Raw genomic sequence first — 18,183 nt, forward strand, 5'->3', positions numbered from 1 at the left:
GGTCACGGCGGAGTGTCGGACCTCACGCCCCGGACGAACCCCGGTGACGCGCAGGTCACACACGCGATCAACCGGTCGAGACGGCGCCCGGCCGAAGATTCGTCCGGGCGCCGTGTCGTCCATCCAGGTACGCGTGTCGTCCGTCCAGGCACGCGTGTTCGCCGGAACGGGTCAGGAAATCACCGGGATTTGGCGGGCCTGGCCGCTTTTCCGCCGGCCTTCGGCCGCGCCTTCTTTTCGCGGATGCGCACATTCACCCGAACGGGGCTGCCTTCGAAGCCGAACTGCTCGCGGAACTTCCGCTCGATGAACCGGCGGTAGCCCGCCTCGAGGAAGCCGGTGGTGAACAGCACCAGCGTCGGCGGCCGGATGCCGGCCTGCGTCGCGAACAGCACCTTCGGCTGCTTGCCGCTGCGGACCGGCGGCGGGGTGGCCGCGATCAGGTCGGACAGCCACGCGTTGAGCTGACCGGTCGGCACCCGCTTGTCCCACGACGCCAGCGCCGTCCGCAACGCCGGAGCGATCTTGCGCACCGACCGTCCGGTCAGCGCCGAGACGTTGACCTTCTCGGCCCACGGGACGCGGACCAGGCCGCGGTCCAGCTCGCGGACCATGGCGTGCCGGCGGTCCTCGTCGACCAGGTCCCACTTGTTGAACACCAGCACGCACGCGCGCCCGGCCTCGACGACCATGCTCAGCACCCGCAGGTCCTGCTCCGAGATGGGCTCGGCGGCGTCCAGCAGCACGACCGCGACCTCGGCCGCGTCGATCGCCGTCTTGGTGCGCAGCGAGGCGTAGTACTCGGCGCCCGCGGCGAAGTTGACGCGCTTGCGCAGGCCCGCGGTGTCGATGAACCGCCAGGTCTCGCCGTCCAGCTCGACCAGCGAGTCGACCGGGTCGACCGTGGTGCCGGCCACCGAGTCGACGACCGAGCGCTCCTCGCCCGAGAGCTTGTTCAGCAGGCTCGACTTGCCGACGTTCGGCTTCCCGACCAGCGCGACGCGCCGCGGGCCCGACGTCGCCGCGATGCCTTCGCGCGGTGCTTCGGGCAGGGTCTTGAGGATGGCGTCGAGCAGGTCGCCGGAGCTGCGGCCGTGCAGCGCGCTGACCGGGTGCGGCTCGCCGAGGCCGAGCGACCACAGCGACGCGGTGTCCGCGAGCAGCCGGTCGTCGTCGACCTTGTTCGCCACGAGCAGCACCGGCTTCTTCGAGCGGCGCAGCACCTTGGACGCGGCTTCGTCGGTGGCCGTGGCGCCGACCGAGGCGTCGATCACCAGCAGGATCGCGTCGGCGGTCTGCATGGCCAGCTCGGCCTGCGCGGCGACGGAGGCCTGCAGCCCGGTCGCGTCCGGCTCCCAGCCGCCCGTGTCGACCAGGGTGAACTTGCGCCCGCCCCAGTAGGCGTCGTAGGCGACGCGGTCGCGGGTGACGCCCGGCACGTCCTGCACCACGGCTTCGCGGCGGCCGATGATGCGGTTGACCAGCGTGGACTTGCCCACGTTCGGCCGCCCGACGACGGCGAGCACCGGCTGCGCGAGCGCGGCCTCCTCGGCCGCTTCCGCCGCCTCGATCTGCGCGTCGATCCTGGCGAACTCGGTCTCGTCCGACCAGGTGCCGTCGACTTCGCCGACGCTGTCCAACGCCGCCGATGTGATTTCTCCCGCAGAGGCGGAATCGAACTCAGCCATCACTACCCAATTTCCCTTATGGCGTACCGAAACCGTTTTCGGTACGCCAATCGTCCAAAGTCTTCACGAGCGCCGCGAGCTCGCCGCGCAGCTCCTCGGTGCCCTGGTCGAGCCCGGTCTTCCCGGGTCCGACCTTCGGTGTGAACGGCTCCCCCACGAGGATGTCCACGCGCGGGCGCCAGCGCCGCTTGCCGTTCGCGGGCCGCAGCGTCCCGCGGGTCGCCACTGGCAGCACGACCGCGTCCGACGCCCGGACCAGCCACGCCGCGCCGCGCTCGGCCGCGCCGACGTCCCCGGCGCCGCGGGTGCCCTCGGGAAAGATCCCGACGACGCCGCCGTCCTTGAGCACGCCGACCGCCGTCATCAGCGGTTTGCGGTCGATCGCCCCGCGCTTGAGCGGGATCTGCCCGATCGCCAGGAAGAACTTCCCGACGATCCCGGCGAACAGCTCGGCCTTGACCAGGAACGCCGAACGCCGCGGCAGCATTCCGAAGATCAGCTGCGGCTCGATGAACGAGCTGTGGTTGGCGACCACCAGCACCGGCCCGGACGCGGGCATCCGCTCGCGCCCGTGCACCCGGATCCGGAAGACCGCCCGCAGATGGTACCGGCCGAAGAGCCGCCCGGCGTCGTGGAGCCAGCCGACGGAGCCCTCGGGCAGTCCGGCCGCCGATTTTTCCGGGGGGTCCAGGGGGACTTGCCCCCCGGCCGGGGTCTGGGGCTCGGCCCCAGAGGACCCAGCTTTCATCGAGCTACCTCGGCGTTGCACCCCACCAGCAGGCCGCGGTGGCTGGCGAGCTCGCTGAGCGCGACGATCACCTGGTCGATGGACAGCTCGGACGTGTCGACCGGGACGGCGTCCTCGGCCGCGCGCAGCGGCGACGTCACGCGGGTCGAGTCGAGGTGGTCGCGGCGCTCGACGCTCGCCAGGGCGTCGGCGACCGACGACTTGCGCCCGGCCGCGGAGTCCTGGGTGCTGCGCCGCGACGCGCGGACGTCGGCCGACGCGGTCAGGTAGACCTTGAGCGGCGAGTCCGGCGCGACGACGGTGCCGATGTCCCGGCCTTCGACGACGATCCCGCCGACGGTGTCGAGCACCTCGTCGATGATCCGCCGCTGCCGCGCGACGAGCAGTTCGCGCACGTGCGGCACGGCCGAGACGGGCGAGACGGCCCTGGTGACCTCGGGCCCGCGGATGTCGGCGGCAACGTCCTCGCCGGCGAGGCGGATCTCGGGCCGGTCGGGGCTGGTCCCGATGGCGAAGTCGGCGTTGTCGGCGAGCTTCGCGACGGCCTGGGCGTCGGCCGGATCGACGTCCGCGCGCAGCACGGCGAGGGTGACCATCCGGTACATCGCGCCGGTGTCGAGGTAGCCGGCGCCGAGGCGCTGGGCGAGCTTGCGCGCGACGGTGGTCTTCCCGGTCCCCGACGGGCCGTCCAGCGCGACCACACCTCGTAGGGCTCCCGTCACCGGCACTCTCCTCGCGTTCTCGTCTCGTTCGGGCCGTACCCCATTCTGCCGGGCGGGGTGCGAACGGGATCAGTCGGGACGCCTTCGCCCCGGAGCGCAACGCCGTGAGGGGCACCCTCACGGCATCGGAGCCGAGGCGGACCCGCCGCGAAGCGGGCGACCTCGACCGTGTCGACCCTCCAGACACACGAGCCGACCCTCCAGGTACACGAGCCGACCGTCCAGGTACGCGGGTCGACCCCCAAACACGCGAGTCGACCCTCCGGGTACGCGAGTCGACTGTCCGGGTACGCGAGCCGACCGGACGCCACCGCCGGGCGCAATGCCGTGAGGGGCACCCTCATGGCTTATAAGTCCCTGAAGGTGCCCTTCACGGCATACGGCGTCAGGTGCCGGGCGCGCCGAAGCGGGCGACCACCACGGCCAGCCGCTCCGCGTGGTTCTCCGGGGAAAGCCGGTGGCCGCGGTCCAGCGTGACGAGCCCGTGGAGCGCGCCCCAGAACACCTCGGTCAGCGTGCCCGGCTGCTGGCCGCCGGCCACCGGCTCGACCACCGCGAACAGACCCGCGAAGGCCTCCTGGAGCACGGGTGGCGTGTCGTCCCGCGCGAAGGGCAGGTCCGACGCCAGCGTGAACATCGCGTCGTAGAGCGCGGGCTTGGCGTCGGCGAAGGCGACGTACGCGCCCGCGACCCCGGCGACACCGCCTTCGCGAGCAGAAGCCAGCACTGCGGCCAGCTCGGCGAAGCCCTCCAGCGCGGCCGCCGCCATGATCGCGTCCTTGCCGCCCGGGAAGTGGCTGTAGAGCACCGGCTGGCTGTACTCGATCAGCGCCGCGAGCCGCCGTGTGGTGACGGCGTCCCAGCCCTCCGCCTCGGCCAGCTCCCGGGCCGCGGAGACGATCCGCTGCCCGCGCTCGGTCCGGTCGCGCACTCGGCGCTGTCGCTGGGTCATGCCGCTGATACTAGCACCGCTAGACAATCTAGCGCCGCTAAGTTAGCGTTGCTAGTATCGCTAGCAACGCTAGAAAACTGGAGGGAAACACCATGCTCGTCGCCGGTTACGTCCTCGTCGCGATCGTCTCGCTCGGCATCATCTACGTCGGCCTCAACTACCTCTTCGCGCCGGCCAAGATCGCCGCCGGCTTCGGTTTCACCGAGGTCCCCGAAAACGCCGAAAGCTTCCTCAACGTCAAGGGCGGCCGGGACATCGGGGCCGGGCTGATCCCGCTGGCCCTGATGATCTACGGCGACCCGCACGCGCTCGGCTGGGCCATCCTCGCCGCGGCCGTCTGGCCCGTCCTCGACATGCTGATCGTTCTGCGCCACGGCGGGAAGAAGGTCATCGCGTACAGCGTCCACGGCCTGACCGCGCTCGTGATGGTCATCGCGGCGGGCCTGCTGCTTCTCGGCTGAAAGTCGCGAATCGGACACGTGGGTTACGGTGGTTGGGTGAACGTCGAAGTAACTCCCCTGCCCGGCATCGGGGTCCGCAAGGACTTCGCCACCCGTACCGGCCGCCGCCTCGGCGTCGTCACCCAGCGGGACGGTCACATCGAGCTGATCGTCTCCAAGTCCGACGATCCCGATACGTGCGTCGCTTCGATCCCGCTGACCGCCGACGAAGCCGGCGCGCTGGCCAACCTGCTCGGCGCGCCCCAGCTGGTCGCGCAGCTGACCGAGGAGCACCGGGACCTGCCCGGGATCAGCACCCGGCAGCTGCCGATCAAGCAGTCCGGCCCGTTCGACGGCCGCACGCTCGGCGACACGGCGATGCGCACCCGCACCGGGGTTTCGGTGGTCGCGGTGGCGCGCGCCGGCCAGGTGCACCCCTCGCCGACGCCGGACTTCACCCTCACCGGGGGCGACCTGCTGGTGGCGGTGGGCACCGGCGAGGGCCTCGAGGCCGCCGTCAAGATCCTGAAGTACGGCTGAGCGCACGATGGACCACACCGCGCTGTCCCTGATCGAACTGGGGGCGGTCTTCTTCGTGCTGGGCGTGCTCGGGCGCCTGGCCGGGAAGATCGGCCTCTCCCCCATCCCGCTCTACCTGCTCGGCGGCCTCTGCTTCGGCTCCGGCGGGCTGATCCCGCTCACCGACATCGGCGGCTTCACGCACCTGGCCAGCGAAATCGGCGTCGTGCTGCTGCTCCTGCTGCTCGGCCTGGAGTACTCCGCGGCCGAGCTGTTCACCGGGCTGCGCCGCTCGTGGACGGCCGGGCTGGTCGACATCGTCCTCAACGCCGCCCCGGGCGCGGCCGTGGCGCTGCTGCTGGGCTGGGGCCCGGTCGGCGCGATGGTGATGGCGGGCGTCACGTACATCTCGTCGTCCGGGATCGTCGCCAAGGTCCTCGGCGACCTCGGCCGGCTCGGCAACCGCGAGACGCCGGTGGTGCTGTCGATCCTCGTGTTCGAAGACCTGGTGATGGCGCTCTACCTGCCGATCCTCACCGCGGTGCTGGGCGGCGTCTCGTTGCTGGGCGGCATGGAAGCCGTCGGGATCTCGCTGCTGGTGATCACTGTGGTGCTGGTGATCGCGCTGAAGTTCGGCCGGTACGTCTCGGCCGCGGTCGACAGCCCGGACCGCGAGGTGTTCCTGCTCAAGGTGCTCGGCGCCGCGCTGCTGGTGGCGGGGGTCGCGTCGGCGATGCAGGTGTCGGCCGCGGTCGGCGCGTTCCTGCTCGGCATCGCGATCTCCGGCTCGACGGCCGAGAACGCGACGCACATGCTCGAGCCGCTGCGGGACCTGTTCGCCGCGGTGTTCTTCGTGGTGTTCGGCCTCAACACGAACCCGGCGTCGATCCCGCCGGTGCTCGGCTGGGCCGTGGTGCTCGCGGTGGTCACGACGCTCACGAAGGTCGCCACCGGCTGGTGGGCCGCGCGCCGCCAGGGCATCGGGAAGATGGGCCGGGCGCGCGCCGGAGCTTCGTTGGTGGCCCGCGGCGAGTTCTCGATCGTCATCGCCGGCTTGGCGGTGACGGCGGGCGCGGTGGACGGCGAACTGGCCGCCCTCGCCACCGCGTACGTCCTGCTGATGGCGATCCTCGGCCCGACGGCGGCCCGGGTCGTCGAGCCGATCGCCCGCGCCCTGCAACGGAAATCGGCCACCCGCACCGCTCCCGCCGAAGCGAGCTAGCGTCGGCGCAAAGCCGTGAAGGCCTCCTTACCGGCTCATATGGCCGGGAAGGAGGCCTTCACGGCTTTCAGCCCAGCTCCGCCCGGCCCGCCGACGGTACGAACGCGCCGCCATCGGGGGTCGGGTGGGTTGATGCCGCCGGGAGGACTCCGGCCAGCGGGACCGAGATCGACGTCTTCGCCAGGTCCAGGGTGAGCCGGCCGGGCTGGGCCGGGCCGCGGATGAAGCTGCCGTCCGTGCCGCCGATGATCAGGGCCAGCGCGTGGCCCTTCGGCACGACGTGGTCCGTCGACGCCAGGCGGAACGTCATCGTGTACGCCGTCCCCGGCGTCAGGACCCGTTCCTGCGTAAGGGAACCGTAGTTCGCGAGGTCCGCCCAGCCGCGGCTGAGGATCGTGTAGTTCACCTTCTTCACGTCCGCGGAGGCCACGCGGTAACACCCGTCGTCGCCCGCCGTCGACGAGCCCCAGCAGTTCTCCGTCGTCCCCGTCTTGATGCCCTCGCCGCTGCCCGCGAAGTTGCGGATCGTCGCGGGGCCGAGGTCCACGAGCAGCGCCGAAAGCCGCGCCGACGCCGTGCCCGGGGTCGCCGTGACCGTCAGCGAAGACGTCCCGGACACCTGCAGGGCCGAGGTCAGCGTGCCGGTCGAGTAGGTCAGCGCCGCGCTGCCCGGGTTCGTGACCCAGGTGTCCTCGCCCACGTTCGGGTTGTCGGTGAACGACGCCGTGCCCGACGCCGTCGCGGTGCCGAGCTTGCCGCCGGCCTGCGGGCGCAACGCCGTCGCGACGGCGTTCGCGGCCGGGTAGGCGGACTGGTCGGCCCACTGGTCCGGCTGCCGCTCGACGCTGGCCACCGGGCCGTTCTGGACGCCGTTGTCGAGCCCGAGCAGGTAGTGGTCGAACCAGCGGTGCAGCAGGTCGACCCAGTCGGCACGGCGGTAGTCGAACGGGTCGACGTGCCCGGTCTGGGCGAGCCAGATCTTGCGCTCGACGCCGTTCGCGGCCAGCGCGTCCCACCACTGCCCGAAGTTGATCGTCTTGACGTTGAGGTCGTTGACGCCGTGCGAGACCAGCACGCTGGCGTGGACGTTGCGCGCCTGGGCGACGTAGTCCCGCGCGGCCCACAACGGCCCGTAGTCGCCGTTCGCGGTCGCGCCCGTGGTCAGGGCCTGGTTCTGCGCCGCGCAGTTCTGCCCGCTGTTGTTCGCCTCGACGGTCTGCGCCAGCCCGGCCGGGTTGAAGCCGAAGGTCGCGCCGTCCGAGCGGTAGTAGTCGTACCAGGAGCTGATCGCCGAGATCGGCACGATGGTCTTCAGCCCGGCGACCCCGGTCGCGGCGACGCCGTTGGCGATCGTGCCGTCGTAGGACTTGCCGATCATGCCGACGTTCCCGGTGCTCCAGCCCGCCGTCACGGCGCTGCCGCCGGTCTTCGCGCTGTACCCGGTGGCGCGGCCGTTCAGCCAGTCGACCACCTTGCGAGCCGAGTCGACGTCCGAAGCGCCGCCGACGTCCGCGCAGCCGGCCGAGCGGTTCGTCCCGGCCAGGTCGACGAGCGCCACCGCGTACCCGCGCGGCACGAAGTAGTTGTCGTAGAACAGCGGGAACTTCACCGGCTTCCCGGCGCTGTCGTAGCTCTTCAGCTCGCTCTCGTTGCCGCGCCCGCAGCACGAGTAGTACGGGCTGGCGTCCATGATCACCGGCACCTTGGTGCCCGCCGCCGCGGGTTCGGCCGGCCGCACGACGTCGGCGGCGACCCGGTCGGGCTTGCCGTCGCCGTCACCGTCGTGGCCGATGTCGACCCAGACGGTCTCGCGGATCGCCTTCGAGTAGTCGTAGACCGGTTCGCTCGCCCGGGGCGCCGCGGCCACCGCCGGGGTGAGCGCGCCGAACAGGACCACCGCGAGGATTCCGCACACCAGACCGGATCGCATGCGCGTCACGCTAGCGAGCCGGAGATCGTTCCCGCCACGGCGGAAAGTCGGGGGTAGAGCGGCCGGCCGCACCGCACTGACCGCCGGGTGCGCCCAGGTGGTGCTGCTCGCGGCCGGGCCTTCAAGGACCGGGTGCTGACCGGGCGGGGCGCCGAACCGCCGTGCGAGCGGTCGTCGTCCCGGCCGACTTGCGCGAAGACTGGGCAAGTCGGCTGCGGGCCGCCGGGTTCGACCCCGGCGTCCCGCCACCGTCACCCGCGCCGAGCCGGCCGAGCGGTACGGCCGCCCGGCCTCCGACGATCAGACCGCCGGCGGGTTCGTCAGCGCCGTGCCGTGACAACCGGGGCTCCGCCACCCGGCCCCGAAAGCGGCGTCAGAGCTCGACGGTGCGGTAGAGCGAGCCGACCTCGCCTTTCGTCAGGCGGCGGATCGAGCCGACACGCTGGTTGCCGAGCTGGACGTCGCCGATCGCGGTGCGGACCAGCTTGAGGACCGGGTGCCCGGTGTCCTTGAGCAGCCGCCGCACGATGTGCTTCTTGCCCTCGTGGATGACCAGCTCCACCAGCGACTTGCCGGAGTGCATGTCCTTGACCCGGAACTGGTCGACCTTGATGATGCCGTCCGGCAGCTCCCAGCCGTTGCGCAGCTCCTTGCCGAGCCCGCGCGGCACGAGCCCGTCGACCTCGGCCAGGTAGGTCTTGAGCACCTGGTAGGACGGGTGCATCAGCCGGTGGCCGAGGTCACCGTCGTTGGTCAGCAGCAGCAGGCCCTCGGTGTTCTCGTCGAGCCGGCCGACGTGCACGACGCCGGGCGTCTCCTCGTAACGGCCCATCAGGTACTCGCCGACGCACGGGCGGCCGCGGTCGTCCGACATCGTCGAGTGCACGCCCTTGGGCTTGTTCAGCGCCAGGTAGATCAGGTCGTCGCGCAGGTTCACGCGCGTGCCGTCGACGTGGATGACCGCTACGTCCGGGTCGACGCGGCGGCCGAGCTCGTTGACGATCTCGCCGTTCACCTGGACGCGGCCGGCGACGATCAGGTCCTCCGCCGCACGCCGGGACGCGACCCCGGCCTGGGACAGCACCTTCTGCAGGCGGACGCCGTCGGGGTGTTCACTGGAAGTCATCGATGGAGTCCACTTCGGGTAGCAACGGAGCGATGGCCGGCAAGTCGTTCAGTGACGACAGCCCCAGTCGCTCCAGGAACAGCTCGGTCGTCACGTACAGCGTCCCGGTCGTCTCGGGGTCGGTCCCCATCTCTCCGATGAGGCCGCGCGCGAGCAGCGTCCGGATGACGCCGTCCACGTTCACGCCGCGCACCGCGGCGACCCTGGAACGGGTCACCGGCTGCCGGTACGCGATCACGGCGAGGCTCTCCAGCGCGGCCCGGGTCAGCTTCGACCGCTGGCCGTCCAGCAGGAGCTTCTCCACGAACGGGGCATAGACGTCTCTAGTGTAGAACCGCCACCCTTCGCCGACGCGGCGCAGGTCGATCCCGCTCATCCGGTCGGTGAACTTCTGGGCCATGGTGCGCAGCGCGACGACGATCCGGGCCCGCGGTTGCTCCAGGGTGTCGGCGAGGGATTCCTCGCTCGCGGGCGAGTCGACGACCAGCAGCAACGCCTCGAGAGCGGCCTCGAGAGCCTCGTCGGACCGGATGTCGGGCAGCGAGTCGGCATCCCCGGCGGCGATGAGGTCCGACTCGGGATCGGCGGGTTCCGGCAGCGGCTCGCCCGCCGGCTCGGCTTCCCCGGAGACGGCTTCCCCGGGCGCGACGGCTTCGGCCGCGGCCTGGTCCGGCGCGGCCTCGTCGGCCGGAGGCTCTTCGGCGGCGGCTTCCTCGACCACTAGCTCCGCGGCAGCGGCCTCCGCGACCGCGGGCACGTCGGCGGCAGGCGCCTCAGCCGGGACTTCCTCCGCGGCACCATCGTCGGCAGCGGTCGCCGCGACCACGGGCTCGCCGGCAGCAGCCTCGTCAACGGCGGCGGCCGGCTCCACGAGGGGCTCCACCGGGTCGCCGTCCTCGGTGACCGGCTCGCCGGACAACGCCTCGTCCAGGGCCAGCTCCGCCGCGGCCTCGGCCGGTTCTTCGCTCGCCGGCGGTTCCGGCGCCGCGACCTCGGCCGCCACGTCGTCGTCGCGGACCCGGTCGTTGTCTTCGGGGCTCACCCGTACTCCTCTTCGTCTCCGGCGGTGAGATCCTGCTCGGCCGCGACGGAGGCTTCGTCCTTCGAACCGCCGGTCCAGCGCACGTGCAGCTCGGCCAGGGCCTCGGACTGCTCGAACTGCACCGTCGCCTCGCGGTAGAGCTCCAGCAGCGCCAGGAACCGCGCCACGATCTCGACCGTGTGCTCACAGTCGTCGACGAGCTCGCCGAACGTCGCCTGGCCGCGTTCGGCCAGCATCACCCGCAGCAGCGCCGCGTGCTCGCGCACCGACACCCGGCCCATGTGGATGTGGGCGATCGACACCGTCGGCGGCGGTTTCGGCTTGAACACCGTGACGGCGATGTCGGCGAACTTCTCCGGTGTCACGCCCAGCATCACCTCGGGCAGCAGCCCGACGAACCGCTCCTCCAGCGCCACCGACCGCGGGTACCGCCGCAGCGCGCCCTGTTCCAGCTCACCGAACAGCGCCGCCACCTGCTTGTACGCGCGGTACTGCAGGATCCGCGCGAACAGCAGGTCACGGGCTTCGAGCAGGGCGAGATCGTCCTCGTTCTCGACCTCCGCCGACGGCAGCAGCCGCGCGGCCTTGAGGTCGAGCAGGGTCGCCGCGATGACCAGGAACTCGGTCGTCTCGTCGAGGTTCCAGTCGGTGCCCAGCGCCCGGGTGTAGGCGATGAAGTCGTCGGTGACCCGGTGCAGCGCCACCTCGGTGACGTCGAGCTGGTGCTGCGAGATCAGCTGCAGCAGCAGGTCGAACGGCCCTTCGAAGTTGGCCAGCCGCACCTTGAACTTCGACGTGCTCAGTTCCTCGTTGGCCAGGCCTTCGGGAACCAGGCCGCCGTGCACCGTCTGGTGCTCGTGCGGCTGTTCGTCCGGGGCCTGCTCGTCGGGAGTCTGTTCCTCTGGGGCCTCTCCGACCGGCTCCGGCGGCACTTCGGCCGATGCCGGGGTGTCCATCAGCCCTCGGTTTCGCCGCCGTCTGAGCCGACCACCCGCAACCGCTGCACCAGCACCGAGTCCTCGCCGTTCGCGTCGAAGTCGGCCAGCAGCACCGCGACCGCCTCTCGGACCAGCCGGCCGCGGTCGACGACCAGCTCGTGCTTGGCCCGCAGCGTCAGGCGGGCCTGCTCCATGGCCACGAGCTCGTCGCCGGAGACGTAGACGGTGATCTTCGCGTCGTGCTTGGTCCGGCCGGAGCCGTGCGGGGCGTCGCCGCTGCGGGCGAGCTGCTCCGTGCGACCGTTGCCCGCTGCCTTGCCGTTGCCGTTTTCCACGGGTTCGGCGGGCGCGGACGACGTCTGGGGCGGGAGATCGAGAGCGGGGCTGGAGGTGATGCGGAAGAGCTCCGACGCTCCGGGCAGGGAGGCGCGCCTGCTCACCGAGCGATCACCTCGCGCGCCAGCTGGCGGTACGCCGCCGCGCCGGCCGACTTGGGCGCCCAGGTCGTGATCGGCTCACCCGCGACCGTCGTCTCGGGGAACCGCACCGTGCGGTTGATGACCGTGTCGAACACGGTCTCGCCGAATGCCTCCACCACGCGAGCCATGACCTCCTTCGAGTGCAGGGTTCTCGGGTCGTACATGGTGGCGAGAATCCCGACTATGTCCAGTTTGGGGTTGAGGCGTTCCTGCACCTTCTCGATCGTGTCGATCAGGAGCGCTACACCTCGCAGACTGAAGAACTCGCACTCCAACGGGATGATCACGCCGTCCGCGGCGGTCAGCGCGTTCACCGTGAGAAGGCCGAGCGAGGGCTGGCAGTCGACAAGAACATAGTCGTAGTCGTTCATGACCGGACGAAGGACCCGTAACAACGTGTGTTCGCGCCCTACCTCAGCGACGAGCTGGACCTCCGCCGCGGACAGGTCGATGTTGCTCGGCAGCAGGTCAACGCCGTCGACGCGGGTTTTCAGCAGCACGTCGGTGGCGCTGACGGCACGCTCCATGATGGCGTTGTAGACCGTGTGGTCCAGTTCGTGCGGCTGGATGCCGAGACCGACGGCGAGCGCGCCCTGCGGGTCGAAGTCGACGAGCAGCACCTTGCGGCCGTACTCGGCGAGGGCGGCGCCCAGGTTGATGGTCGACGTCGTCTTGCCGACGCCGCCCTTCTGGTTGCACATCGCCATGATCTTCGCCGGGCCGTGGTGGTCCAGGGGCGCCGGATCGGGGTGTTCGCGGATCGGGCGGCCGGTTGGCCCGATGCCTTCGAGTTTCACCTTCTTGCCGTTGCGCTCTCTCGGTTCATCGCCGTCGTGGTTCACGGGGGTGGCGATGGTGGCGTGCTGGAGGTTCGCCGCGGCCGACCCGGCGGACGCGGCCGGTACGGCCGGCTGGTTCGGTGTCGACATGGCGAGAAGGCTCCTTGTCTGTGGCGTCCGGGGCAGCCTATGCGCGGACTCGGAGCCCCGGCAAAGCAACGCGCCGGACCCGAGGGGGCAATGTCAGCCGAGCGTCGGTCCAGCGCAGGAAGGCTGTTACGCCTGTATACGGCCGTCTAGCCCAACGCCCGGGGGTGCGCCGTCGCGTACACCTCGCGCAGTGTGTTGACCGTGACCAGGGTGTACACCTGCGTCGTGGTCACCGACGCGTGGCCGAGCAGTTCCTGCACGACCCGGACGTCCGCGCCGCCTTCGAGCAGATGCGTGGCGAAGGAGTGGCGCAGCGTGTGCGGCGAGACGGCGACGGCGATCCCGGCGCGCTCGGCCGTGTCCTTGAGCACCTGCCACGCGCTCTGCCGCGAAAGCCTGCTGCCGCGGACGTTGAGGAACATCGCCGCGGTGCCGCGGCCGTGCGAAGCGAGCACGGGCCGCGCGCGGACGGTGTAGGCGTGCAGCGCGGCGATCGCCGGCCGGCCGATCGGCACCAGCCGCTGCTTGCCGCCCTTGCCGTCGAGCAGGACCGTGCGCTCGTCGTCGTCGATGTCGTCCAGGTCCAGGCCGACGGCCTCGGAGATGCGGGCGCCGGTCGAGTAGAGCAGTTCCAGCAGCGCCCGGTCGCGCAGCGCGCGTTCGCCGTCCGGCGCCGGGGTCTCCAGCAGCCGCAGCACGTCGTCGACCGGCAGGGCCTTGGGCAGCCGTTTCGCCGGGGTCGGCGGCCGGACCTCGCGGGCCGGGTTGTGCTCGGTGACGCCTTCAGCGTGCGCGAACTTGTGCAGGCCCCGCACGGCGACCAGCGCCCGGGCGGCCGACGACGCGGCCAGCGGCTGGTGCTCGGCGTCACCTTCGCGCAACGCGGCGCCGAACAAGGTGACGTGCGCGGCGGTGACGTCGGCGATCTTCCCGATCCCGGAACCGTCGAGGTGCGCGGCGTACCGGCGCAGGTCACGGGCGTAACTGTCCAGGGTGTTGCGCGCGGTCCCGCGTTCGACGACCAGGTGGTCGAGGTACGCGGCGATCACGTCGGCCGTGCTGTGCGGGCTGGAGGCCACGCGGGTCACCTTAGGCCGCGAAGAGTCCGTGACCCTGCAGAAACCCCGTTCTCAGCTTCACGCGGTTACCTTGGATTCATGGAGTCCGACGAGCTCCGCATCGGCACGGCCGAGCGGGAAGAGGCGGCGAGACTGCTCGCCGACCACTTCGGCATGGGCCGCATCACCCCCGACGAGTACGAGACGCGGGTGACGGACGCCTACGCCGCCGTCACCATCGGCGACCTGCGGCCGTTGTTCCGCGACCTGCCACAGCCGCACCCGGGGTTCCTCGCGCCGGCGCCGATGTACGCGCAGCCGACGATGCAGCTGCCGATGTACGGGCCGCTCCCGGCACCTGCCCCGATGCCACTGCCGATGCCGTACGCGCCGCCGATGCCGGTGCCCGCGTCCTACCGGTCCAAGACCGTGGCCGGGGTGCTCCAGATCGTGCTGCCGTTCGGCGTCGGCCGGTTCTACACCGGCCAGACCGGGCTGGGCCTGCTCCAGCTCCTCGTCGTCCTGATGACCGGGGTCGGCGTGCTCTGGCCGATCATCGACGGCATCATGCTGCTGGCCAACGGCGGCCTGGACGCCGAAGGCCGCCCCCTGCGCCCCTGACTCGCAAGTCCGTGAAGGCCACCTTGAGGGACTCTACGTCCCTCAAGGTGGCCTTCACGGACTTTGGACTGCTCAGCCTTCGCGGCGCTTGGCGAACGCCGTCGGGCGGTCGGGCCACGGGGCGTCGGCCGGGCGCGCCTGGGCGCCCCCGGTGACCACCGCGTGCGCGGCCAGGACGCCGGACACCGTGGCGCCGTTCACCAGCTCGCCCGCCAGGGCCATCCGGACCGCCTCGGCCAGCGGGAACTTGCGGACGACCAGGTCGGCCTCCTCGTCCCCGAGCACGTCACGCTCCACATCGGACAGTCCACGGGCCAGGAAGATCCGCACCACCTCGTCGGTGAAACCCGGTGACGCCGCGACGTCGACCAGCGTCACCCAGTCCTCGGCGGCCAAACCGACTTCCTCGACGAGTTCGCGCTTGGCCGTGCCGACCGGGTCCTCCCCGAGGTGGTCGATCAGGCCGGCCGGCAGCTCCCACAGCCGGTGCCCCATCGGGTGCCGGTACTGGTGGATGAGCGTGACCTGCTCGTCCTCGTCCAGCGCCAGGATCGCGACCGCGCCGAGGTGCTCGATGACCTCGCGGGTCGCGGTGGCGCCGCCCGGCATCACCACCTCGTCGATCCGCAGGCCGACGACCCGTCCGATGTGGACGTCGCGGCTGGCCGCGACGGTGAACTCGTGCTCGCCCGGCGCGGTCACCGGGCGGCCACGGAGGTCTCGGGCAGCTCGACCGGCAGCCGCTCGGCGACCTTGCGGTCCACCACGGCCTTGACGAACGCGCTGAACAGCGGGTGCGGCCGGGTCGGGCGGCTCTTGAGCTCGGGGTGCGCCTGGGTGCCGACGAAGAACGGGTGCTTCTCGGCGGGCAGCTCGACGAACTCGACCAGGCGGTCGTCCGGCGACGTGCCGGAGAACACCAGGCCGGCGTCGGTGAGCTGCTTGCGGTAGGCGTTGTTCACCTCGTAGCGGTGCCGGTGCCGCTCGGACACGTCGGTGGTGCCGTACGCCTTCGCGACCTGCGAACCCGGCTTGAGCTTCGCCGGGTACGCGCCGAGCCGCATCGTGCCGCCCATGTCGCGCTCGCCGGCGACGACGTCGCGCTGGTCGGCCATCGTCGAGATCACCGGGTGCGTGGTGTTCTCGTCGAACTCCGACGACCCGGCGTCCTCGATGCCGGCCAGGTGCCGGGCCGCCTCGATGACCATGCACTGCAGGCCGAGGCACAGGCCCAGCAGCGGCACGCCGCGGGTGCGGGCGTACTCGATCGCGCCGACCTTGCCCTCGATGCCGCGGATGCCGAACCCGCCGGGGATCAGCACACCGTCCACATCGGACAGTACGGACGCCGCGCCGGACGCGGTCTGCGCGTCGTCGGAGGCGACCCAGACGATCTCGACCTTGGCCCGGTGCGCGAACCCGCCCGCGCGCAGCGCCTCGGTGACCGAGAGGTACGCGTCCGGCAGGTCGATGTACTTGCCGACGACCGCGATCTTCACGACCTCGCTCGGGTTGTGCACCCGGTCGAGCAGGTCGCCCCACACCGTCCAGTCGACGTCGCGGAACGGCAGGCCGAGGCGGCGCACCACGTAGGCGTCGAGCGCCTCGCGGTGCAGCACCTTCGGGATGTCGTAGATGGACCGCGCGTCCGGGCAGGCGATGACCGCCTCCTGGTCGACGTCGCACATCAGGCCGATCTTGCGCTTGAGGTCCTCGGGGATCTCCCGGTCGGCCCGGCAGACCAGCGCGTCGGGCTGGATGCCGATGTTGCGCAGCGCGGCGACCGAGTGCTGGGTCGGCTTCGTCTTCAGCTCGCCCGACGGCGCCAGGTACGGCACCAGCGAGACGTGCAGGAAGAAGCACTGGTCGCGACCGACGTCGTGGCGGACCTGGCGGCACGCCTCGAGGAACGGCAGCGACTCGATGTCGCCGACCGTGCCGCCGACCTCGGTGATGACGACGTCCGGGGCGTTCCCGGCCTCGTCGGGCTCGGCGGCCGCGGTGATCCGGGACTTGATCTCGTCGGTGATGTGCGGAATGACCTGCACCGTGTCGCCCAGGTATTCGCCGCGACGCTCCTTGGCGATGACCTCGGAGTAGACCTGACCGGTCGTGACGTTGGCCTTGCCGTCGAGGGAGCGGTCGAGGAAGCGCTCGTAGTGCCCGATGTCGAGGTCGGTCTCGGCGCCGTCGTCGGTGACGAACACCTCACCGTGCTGGAACGGGTTCATCGTCCCGGGGTCGACGTTGAGGTACGGATCGAGCTTCTGCATCGTGACGCGAAGCCCGCGCGCGGTAAGGAGTTGTCCCAGGCTCGAGGCCGTGAGTCCCTTACCCAGAGAGGAGGCGACGCCTCCGGTGACAAATACGTACTTGGTAGCCCGCGACTGAAGTCCCACGGGCCGCCAGCATATCCGACGCCTGAGGATCCGCTCGCTGTGACATGCCCTAAGCCGCTTTCGGGGGGTCCGCGGGGGCGGAGCCCACCGGCGGGGCGCGGGGTTCGACCCCGCAAGACACAGTGCCGCTGACCACGCGTCAGGCAGCGGCCTTCGCCAACCGCAGGCGGGGACGGCCGGTGAGCGCACGGCTGCCCGGCAGCCGCCGGAGCACCTCGACGATGACGATCGTCAGCGCGATCGTGGCGACGTAGACGACCGCGCTGAGCCACGGCGCCCCGAAGCGCTCCGCGACGTGCGGGATCACCGGGCCCAGCAGGGCCAGGGCGAGCGGGTGGACCAGGAAGATGCTGAACGACCGGTTCGCCGCCCAGGAGACCAGGCGCGCGCCGCGGCCACCTTCGGTGCGGCGCGCGGCCCACCACGTGGTGAACGCGTAGATCGCCGCGATGACCGTGAGGAACCACGGGATCAGGTACGGCTGGAACGGATCACTGGCCACCTGCGGGAAAGTTCCACTGTGGACGGTCCGGAGGTAGCACCACTCGGTGCCGGCCAGCACCGCCACCAGCGCGCCGCCGAGCAGCAGCCGGTGCCGGCCCACCCAGGCGTGCACGGTCTCGAAGTGCATGGCCACCAGCGCGCCGAACAGTGTGTAGAACTGGTACGGCAGGATCGTGGCGTAGAGGCGCGTGATCGTCTCGTAGCTGACGCCCAGCGGCTGGTAGGTCATGAACGCGACCACGCCGACCTGCAGCAGCCCGCTCCCCAGCAGCAGCCACTTGTGGTGGCCCGCGGTGGCGCGCAGCACCTTCATCAGCACCGGGAACAGCAGGTAGACCTGCATCGTCACGAGCAGGAAGTACAGGTGGTACCAGGCGCCGCCGGTGACGAGGTCGGTCAGCAGCAGGCGCATCGACGCCTCGAGCGAGCCGGGCTGCTGTCCGCCGGTGACCAGCGAATAGGCCCAGAAGAACATCGTCCACGCGAGGTAGGGCGTCGCGACCAGCGGCAGGCGGCGGCGCCAGAACTCGCCGGCGGTGAGTTCGCGGCCGCGGTTCTGGAACACCAGCACGAACCCGGTCAGCGCGAAGAAGGCCTCACGCGTGAAGTGCAGCGGCGTCTCGACGGCGTTCGCCCCGACGTCCTGCGCGAAGTTCGTCGCGCCGACCACGTGGATCAGGATGACGCAGGCGAAGGTGATCAACCGGAACAGGTCGATCTGGTGGAGGTAGGGCGCTTTACCGCCCGGTCTCGCGCTGCGGGCGGGGGCCTCGAGCGTGGCCTGGGCGGTCGTCATCGTGCCACCTTCACGGCACCGGATTCGGCGTTGATCACGGTTTCAGGTTTGCCGCCCATTCTGTGAATTT

At 71.1% G+C, this 18,183-nt stretch carries 19 protein-coding genes; 5 read left to right on the forward strand and 14 right to left on the reverse strand.

Going from position 1 to position 18,183, the window contains the following annotated elements; translation table 11 throughout:
- Window positions 1-179: 179 nt before the first annotated feature.
- From der to OHS18_RS14765, 4 genes are all read right to left on the reverse strand, one after another.
- Entirely contained in the window at window positions 180-1,688 is a 1,509-nt protein-coding gene (gene der / locus OHS18_RS14750; protein WP_328617441.1) for a ribosome biogenesis GTPase Der, read from the reverse strand.
- 16 nt (window positions 1,689-1,704) lie between these two features.
- The gene (locus OHS18_RS14755) at window positions 1,705-2,265 is read right to left on the reverse strand and encodes a lysophospholipid acyltransferase family protein (RefSeq protein WP_442875415.1); all 561 of its coding nucleotides are present in this window, start codon (window positions 2,263-2,265) and stop codon (window positions 1,705-1,707) included.
- 167 nt (window positions 2,266-2,432) lie between these two features.
- Window positions 2,433-3,137: a (d)CMP kinase gene (gene cmk, locus OHS18_RS14760; protein ID WP_328458873.1), complete on the reverse strand. Its 705-nt coding sequence runs from the start codon at window positions 3,135-3,137 to the stop codon at window positions 2,433-2,435.
- A gap of 406 nt (window positions 3,138-3,543) precedes the next feature.
- The gene (locus tag OHS18_RS14765; RefSeq protein WP_328452391.1) at window positions 3,544-4,110 is read right to left on the reverse strand and encodes a TetR/AcrR family transcriptional regulator; all 567 of its coding nucleotides are present in this window, start codon (window positions 4,108-4,110) and stop codon (window positions 3,544-3,546) included.
- Window positions 4,111-4,202: 92 nt separating this feature from the next.
- Here OHS18_RS14765 and OHS18_RS14770 point away from each other — a divergent pair, with 92 nt between their 5' ends.
- Genes OHS18_RS14770 through OHS18_RS14780 form a run of 3 tightly spaced genes read left to right on the forward strand, consistent with a single transcriptional unit; the run spans window position 4,203 to window position 6,291 of the window.
- Complete coding sequence (locus tag OHS18_RS14770; protein WP_328452389.1) at window positions 4,203-4,571, forward strand: DUF4267 domain-containing protein; 369 nt, start codon at window positions 4,203-4,205, stop codon at window positions 4,569-4,571.
- A 36-nt stretch (window positions 4,572-4,607) separates the two neighbouring features.
- Window positions 4,608-5,090 carry a cation:proton antiporter regulatory subunit gene (locus OHS18_RS14775; RefSeq protein ID WP_328452387.1) on the forward strand — a complete coding sequence of 161 codons (483 nt, stop codon included), beginning with the start codon at window positions 4,608-4,610 and terminating at the stop codon, window positions 5,088-5,090.
- A gap of 7 nt (window positions 5,091-5,097) precedes the next feature.
- A complete protein-coding gene (locus tag OHS18_RS14780) occupies window positions 5,098-6,291 on the forward strand; it encodes a cation:proton antiporter (protein ID WP_247053943.1) in 1,194 nt (397 codons plus the stop codon).
- A 67-nt stretch (window positions 6,292-6,358) separates the two neighbouring features.
- Here OHS18_RS14780 and OHS18_RS14785 read toward each other — a convergent pair whose 3' ends face one another.
- Window positions 6,359-8,221 carry a Xaa-Pro dipeptidyl-peptidase gene (locus OHS18_RS14785; protein ID WP_328617442.1) on the reverse strand — a complete coding sequence of 621 codons (1,863 nt, stop codon included), beginning with the start codon at window positions 8,219-8,221 and terminating at the stop codon, window positions 6,359-6,361.
- Between the two features lie 161 nt (window positions 8,222-8,382).
- On the opposite strand from OHS18_RS14785, the gene OHS18_RS14790 reads away from it, so the two are divergent.
- Window positions 8,383-8,616, forward strand: a complete 234-nt coding sequence (locus tag OHS18_RS14790) for a hypothetical protein (protein ID WP_328617443.1) — start codon at window positions 8,383-8,385, stop codon at window positions 8,614-8,616.
- Here the strand turns inward: OHS18_RS14790 and OHS18_RS14795 are convergent.
- The 6 genes from OHS18_RS14795 to xerD form a co-directional block, all read right to left on the reverse strand.
- Window positions 8,595-9,347 carry a pseudouridine synthase gene (locus OHS18_RS14795; RefSeq protein ID WP_328452380.1) on the reverse strand — a complete coding sequence of 251 codons (753 nt, stop codon included), beginning with the start codon at window positions 9,345-9,347 and terminating at the stop codon, window positions 8,595-8,597. The two genes, OHS18_RS14790 and OHS18_RS14795, sit on opposite strands and share 22 nt — an antisense overlap.
- A complete protein-coding gene (scpB, locus tag OHS18_RS14800) occupies window positions 9,334-10,389 on the reverse strand; it encodes an SMC-Scp complex subunit ScpB (protein ID WP_442875379.1) in 1,056 nt (351 codons plus the stop codon). The genes OHS18_RS14795 and scpB overlap by 14 nt, the downstream gene beginning before the upstream one ends.
- Window positions 10,386-11,345, reverse strand: coding sequence for a segregation and condensation protein A (locus tag OHS18_RS14805; RefSeq protein WP_328617444.1), 960 nt, complete (start codon window positions 11,343-11,345; stop codon window positions 10,386-10,388). The genes scpB and OHS18_RS14805 overlap by 4 nt, the downstream gene beginning before the upstream one ends.
- Entirely contained in the window at window positions 11,345-11,767 is a 423-nt protein-coding gene (locus tag OHS18_RS14810) for a cobyrinic acid a,c-diamide synthase (protein WP_328452376.1), read from the reverse strand. Before OHS18_RS14810 ends, OHS18_RS14805 begins: the two co-directional genes overlap by 1 nt.
- Window positions 11,764-12,735 carry a ParA family protein gene (locus OHS18_RS14815; protein WP_328452374.1) on the reverse strand — a complete coding sequence of 324 codons (972 nt, stop codon included), beginning with the start codon at window positions 12,733-12,735 and terminating at the stop codon, window positions 11,764-11,766. Before OHS18_RS14815 ends, OHS18_RS14810 begins: the two co-directional genes overlap by 4 nt.
- 146 nt (window positions 12,736-12,881) lie before the next feature.
- Window positions 12,882-13,784, reverse strand: a complete 903-nt coding sequence (gene xerD / locus OHS18_RS14820; RefSeq protein ID WP_328618526.1) for a site-specific tyrosine recombinase XerD — start codon at window positions 13,782-13,784, stop codon at window positions 12,882-12,884.
- A gap of 108 nt (window positions 13,785-13,892) precedes the next feature.
- Between xerD and OHS18_RS14825 the strand changes: the two genes are divergently transcribed.
- Window positions 13,893-14,414 carry a DUF1707 domain-containing protein gene (locus tag OHS18_RS14825; RefSeq protein WP_328617445.1) on the forward strand — a complete coding sequence of 174 codons (522 nt, stop codon included), beginning with the start codon at window positions 13,893-13,895 and terminating at the stop codon, window positions 14,412-14,414.
- A gap of 72 nt (window positions 14,415-14,486) precedes the next feature.
- On the opposite strand, the gene OHS18_RS14830 is transcribed toward OHS18_RS14825, so the two are convergent.
- The 3 genes from OHS18_RS14830 to OHS18_RS14840 all read right to left on the reverse strand — a co-directional run bounded on the left by OHS18_RS14830 (window position 14,487) and on the right by OHS18_RS14840 (window position 18,113).
- Window positions 14,487-15,116 carry an NUDIX hydrolase gene (locus OHS18_RS14830; RefSeq protein ID WP_328617446.1) on the reverse strand — a complete coding sequence of 210 codons (630 nt, stop codon included), beginning with the start codon at window positions 15,114-15,116 and terminating at the stop codon, window positions 14,487-14,489.
- Complete coding sequence (locus OHS18_RS14835; RefSeq protein ID WP_328452363.1) at window positions 15,113-16,813, reverse strand: CTP synthase; 1,701 nt, start codon at window positions 16,811-16,813, stop codon at window positions 15,113-15,115. The genes OHS18_RS14830 and OHS18_RS14835 overlap by 4 nt, the downstream gene beginning before the upstream one ends.
- A gap of 139 nt (window positions 16,814-16,952) precedes the next feature.
- On the reverse strand, window positions 16,953-18,113 hold the full coding sequence (locus tag OHS18_RS14840) for an acyltransferase (RefSeq protein WP_328617447.1): 1,161 nt from the start codon (window positions 18,111-18,113) through the stop codon (window positions 16,953-16,955).
- Window positions 18,114-18,183 lie beyond the last annotated feature (70 nt).

Origin of the sequence: Amycolatopsis sp. NBC_00355, assembly GCF_036104975.1 — a bacterium.
Classification (GTDB): domain Bacteria; phylum Actinomycetota; class Actinomycetes; order Mycobacteriales; family Pseudonocardiaceae; genus Amycolatopsis.

Coding starts and splice junctions, on each gene's coding strand:
- OHS18_RS14780 (WP_247053943.1), top strand. CDS start 5,098: ATGGACCACACCGCGCTGTCCCTGATCGAACTGGGGGCGGTCTTCTTC.
- OHS18_RS14805 (WP_328617444.1), bottom strand. CDS start 11,345: ATGGACACCCCGGCATCGGCCGAAGTGCCGCCGGAGCCGGTCGGAGAG.
- OHS18_RS14840 (WP_328617447.1), bottom strand. CDS start 18,113: ATGACGACCGCCCAGGCCACGCTCGAGGCCCCCGCCCGCAGCGCGAGA.
- OHS18_RS14795 (WP_328452380.1), bottom strand. CDS start 9,347: ATGACTTCCAGTGAACACCCCGACGGCGTCCGCCTGCAGAAGGTGCTG.
- der (WP_328617441.1), bottom strand. CDS start 1,688: ATGGCTGAGTTCGATTCCGCCTCTGCGGGAGAAATCACATCGGCGGCG.
- OHS18_RS14765 (WP_328452391.1), bottom strand. CDS start 4,110: ATGACCCAGCGACAGCGCCGAGTGCGCGACCGGACCGAGCGCGGGCAG.
- OHS18_RS14825 (WP_328617445.1), top strand. CDS start 13,893: ATGGAGTCCGACGAGCTCCGCATCGGCACGGCCGAGCGGGAAGAGGCG.
- OHS18_RS14785 (WP_328617442.1), bottom strand. CDS start 8,221: ATGCGATCCGGTCTGGTGTGCGGAATCCTCGCGGTGGTCCTGTTCGGC.
- OHS18_RS14770 (WP_328452389.1), top strand. CDS start 4,203: ATGCTCGTCGCCGGTTACGTCCTCGTCGCGATCGTCTCGCTCGGCATC.
- OHS18_RS14815 (WP_328452374.1), bottom strand. CDS start 12,735: ATGTCGACACCGAACCAGCCGGCCGTACCGGCCGCGTCCGCCGGGTCG.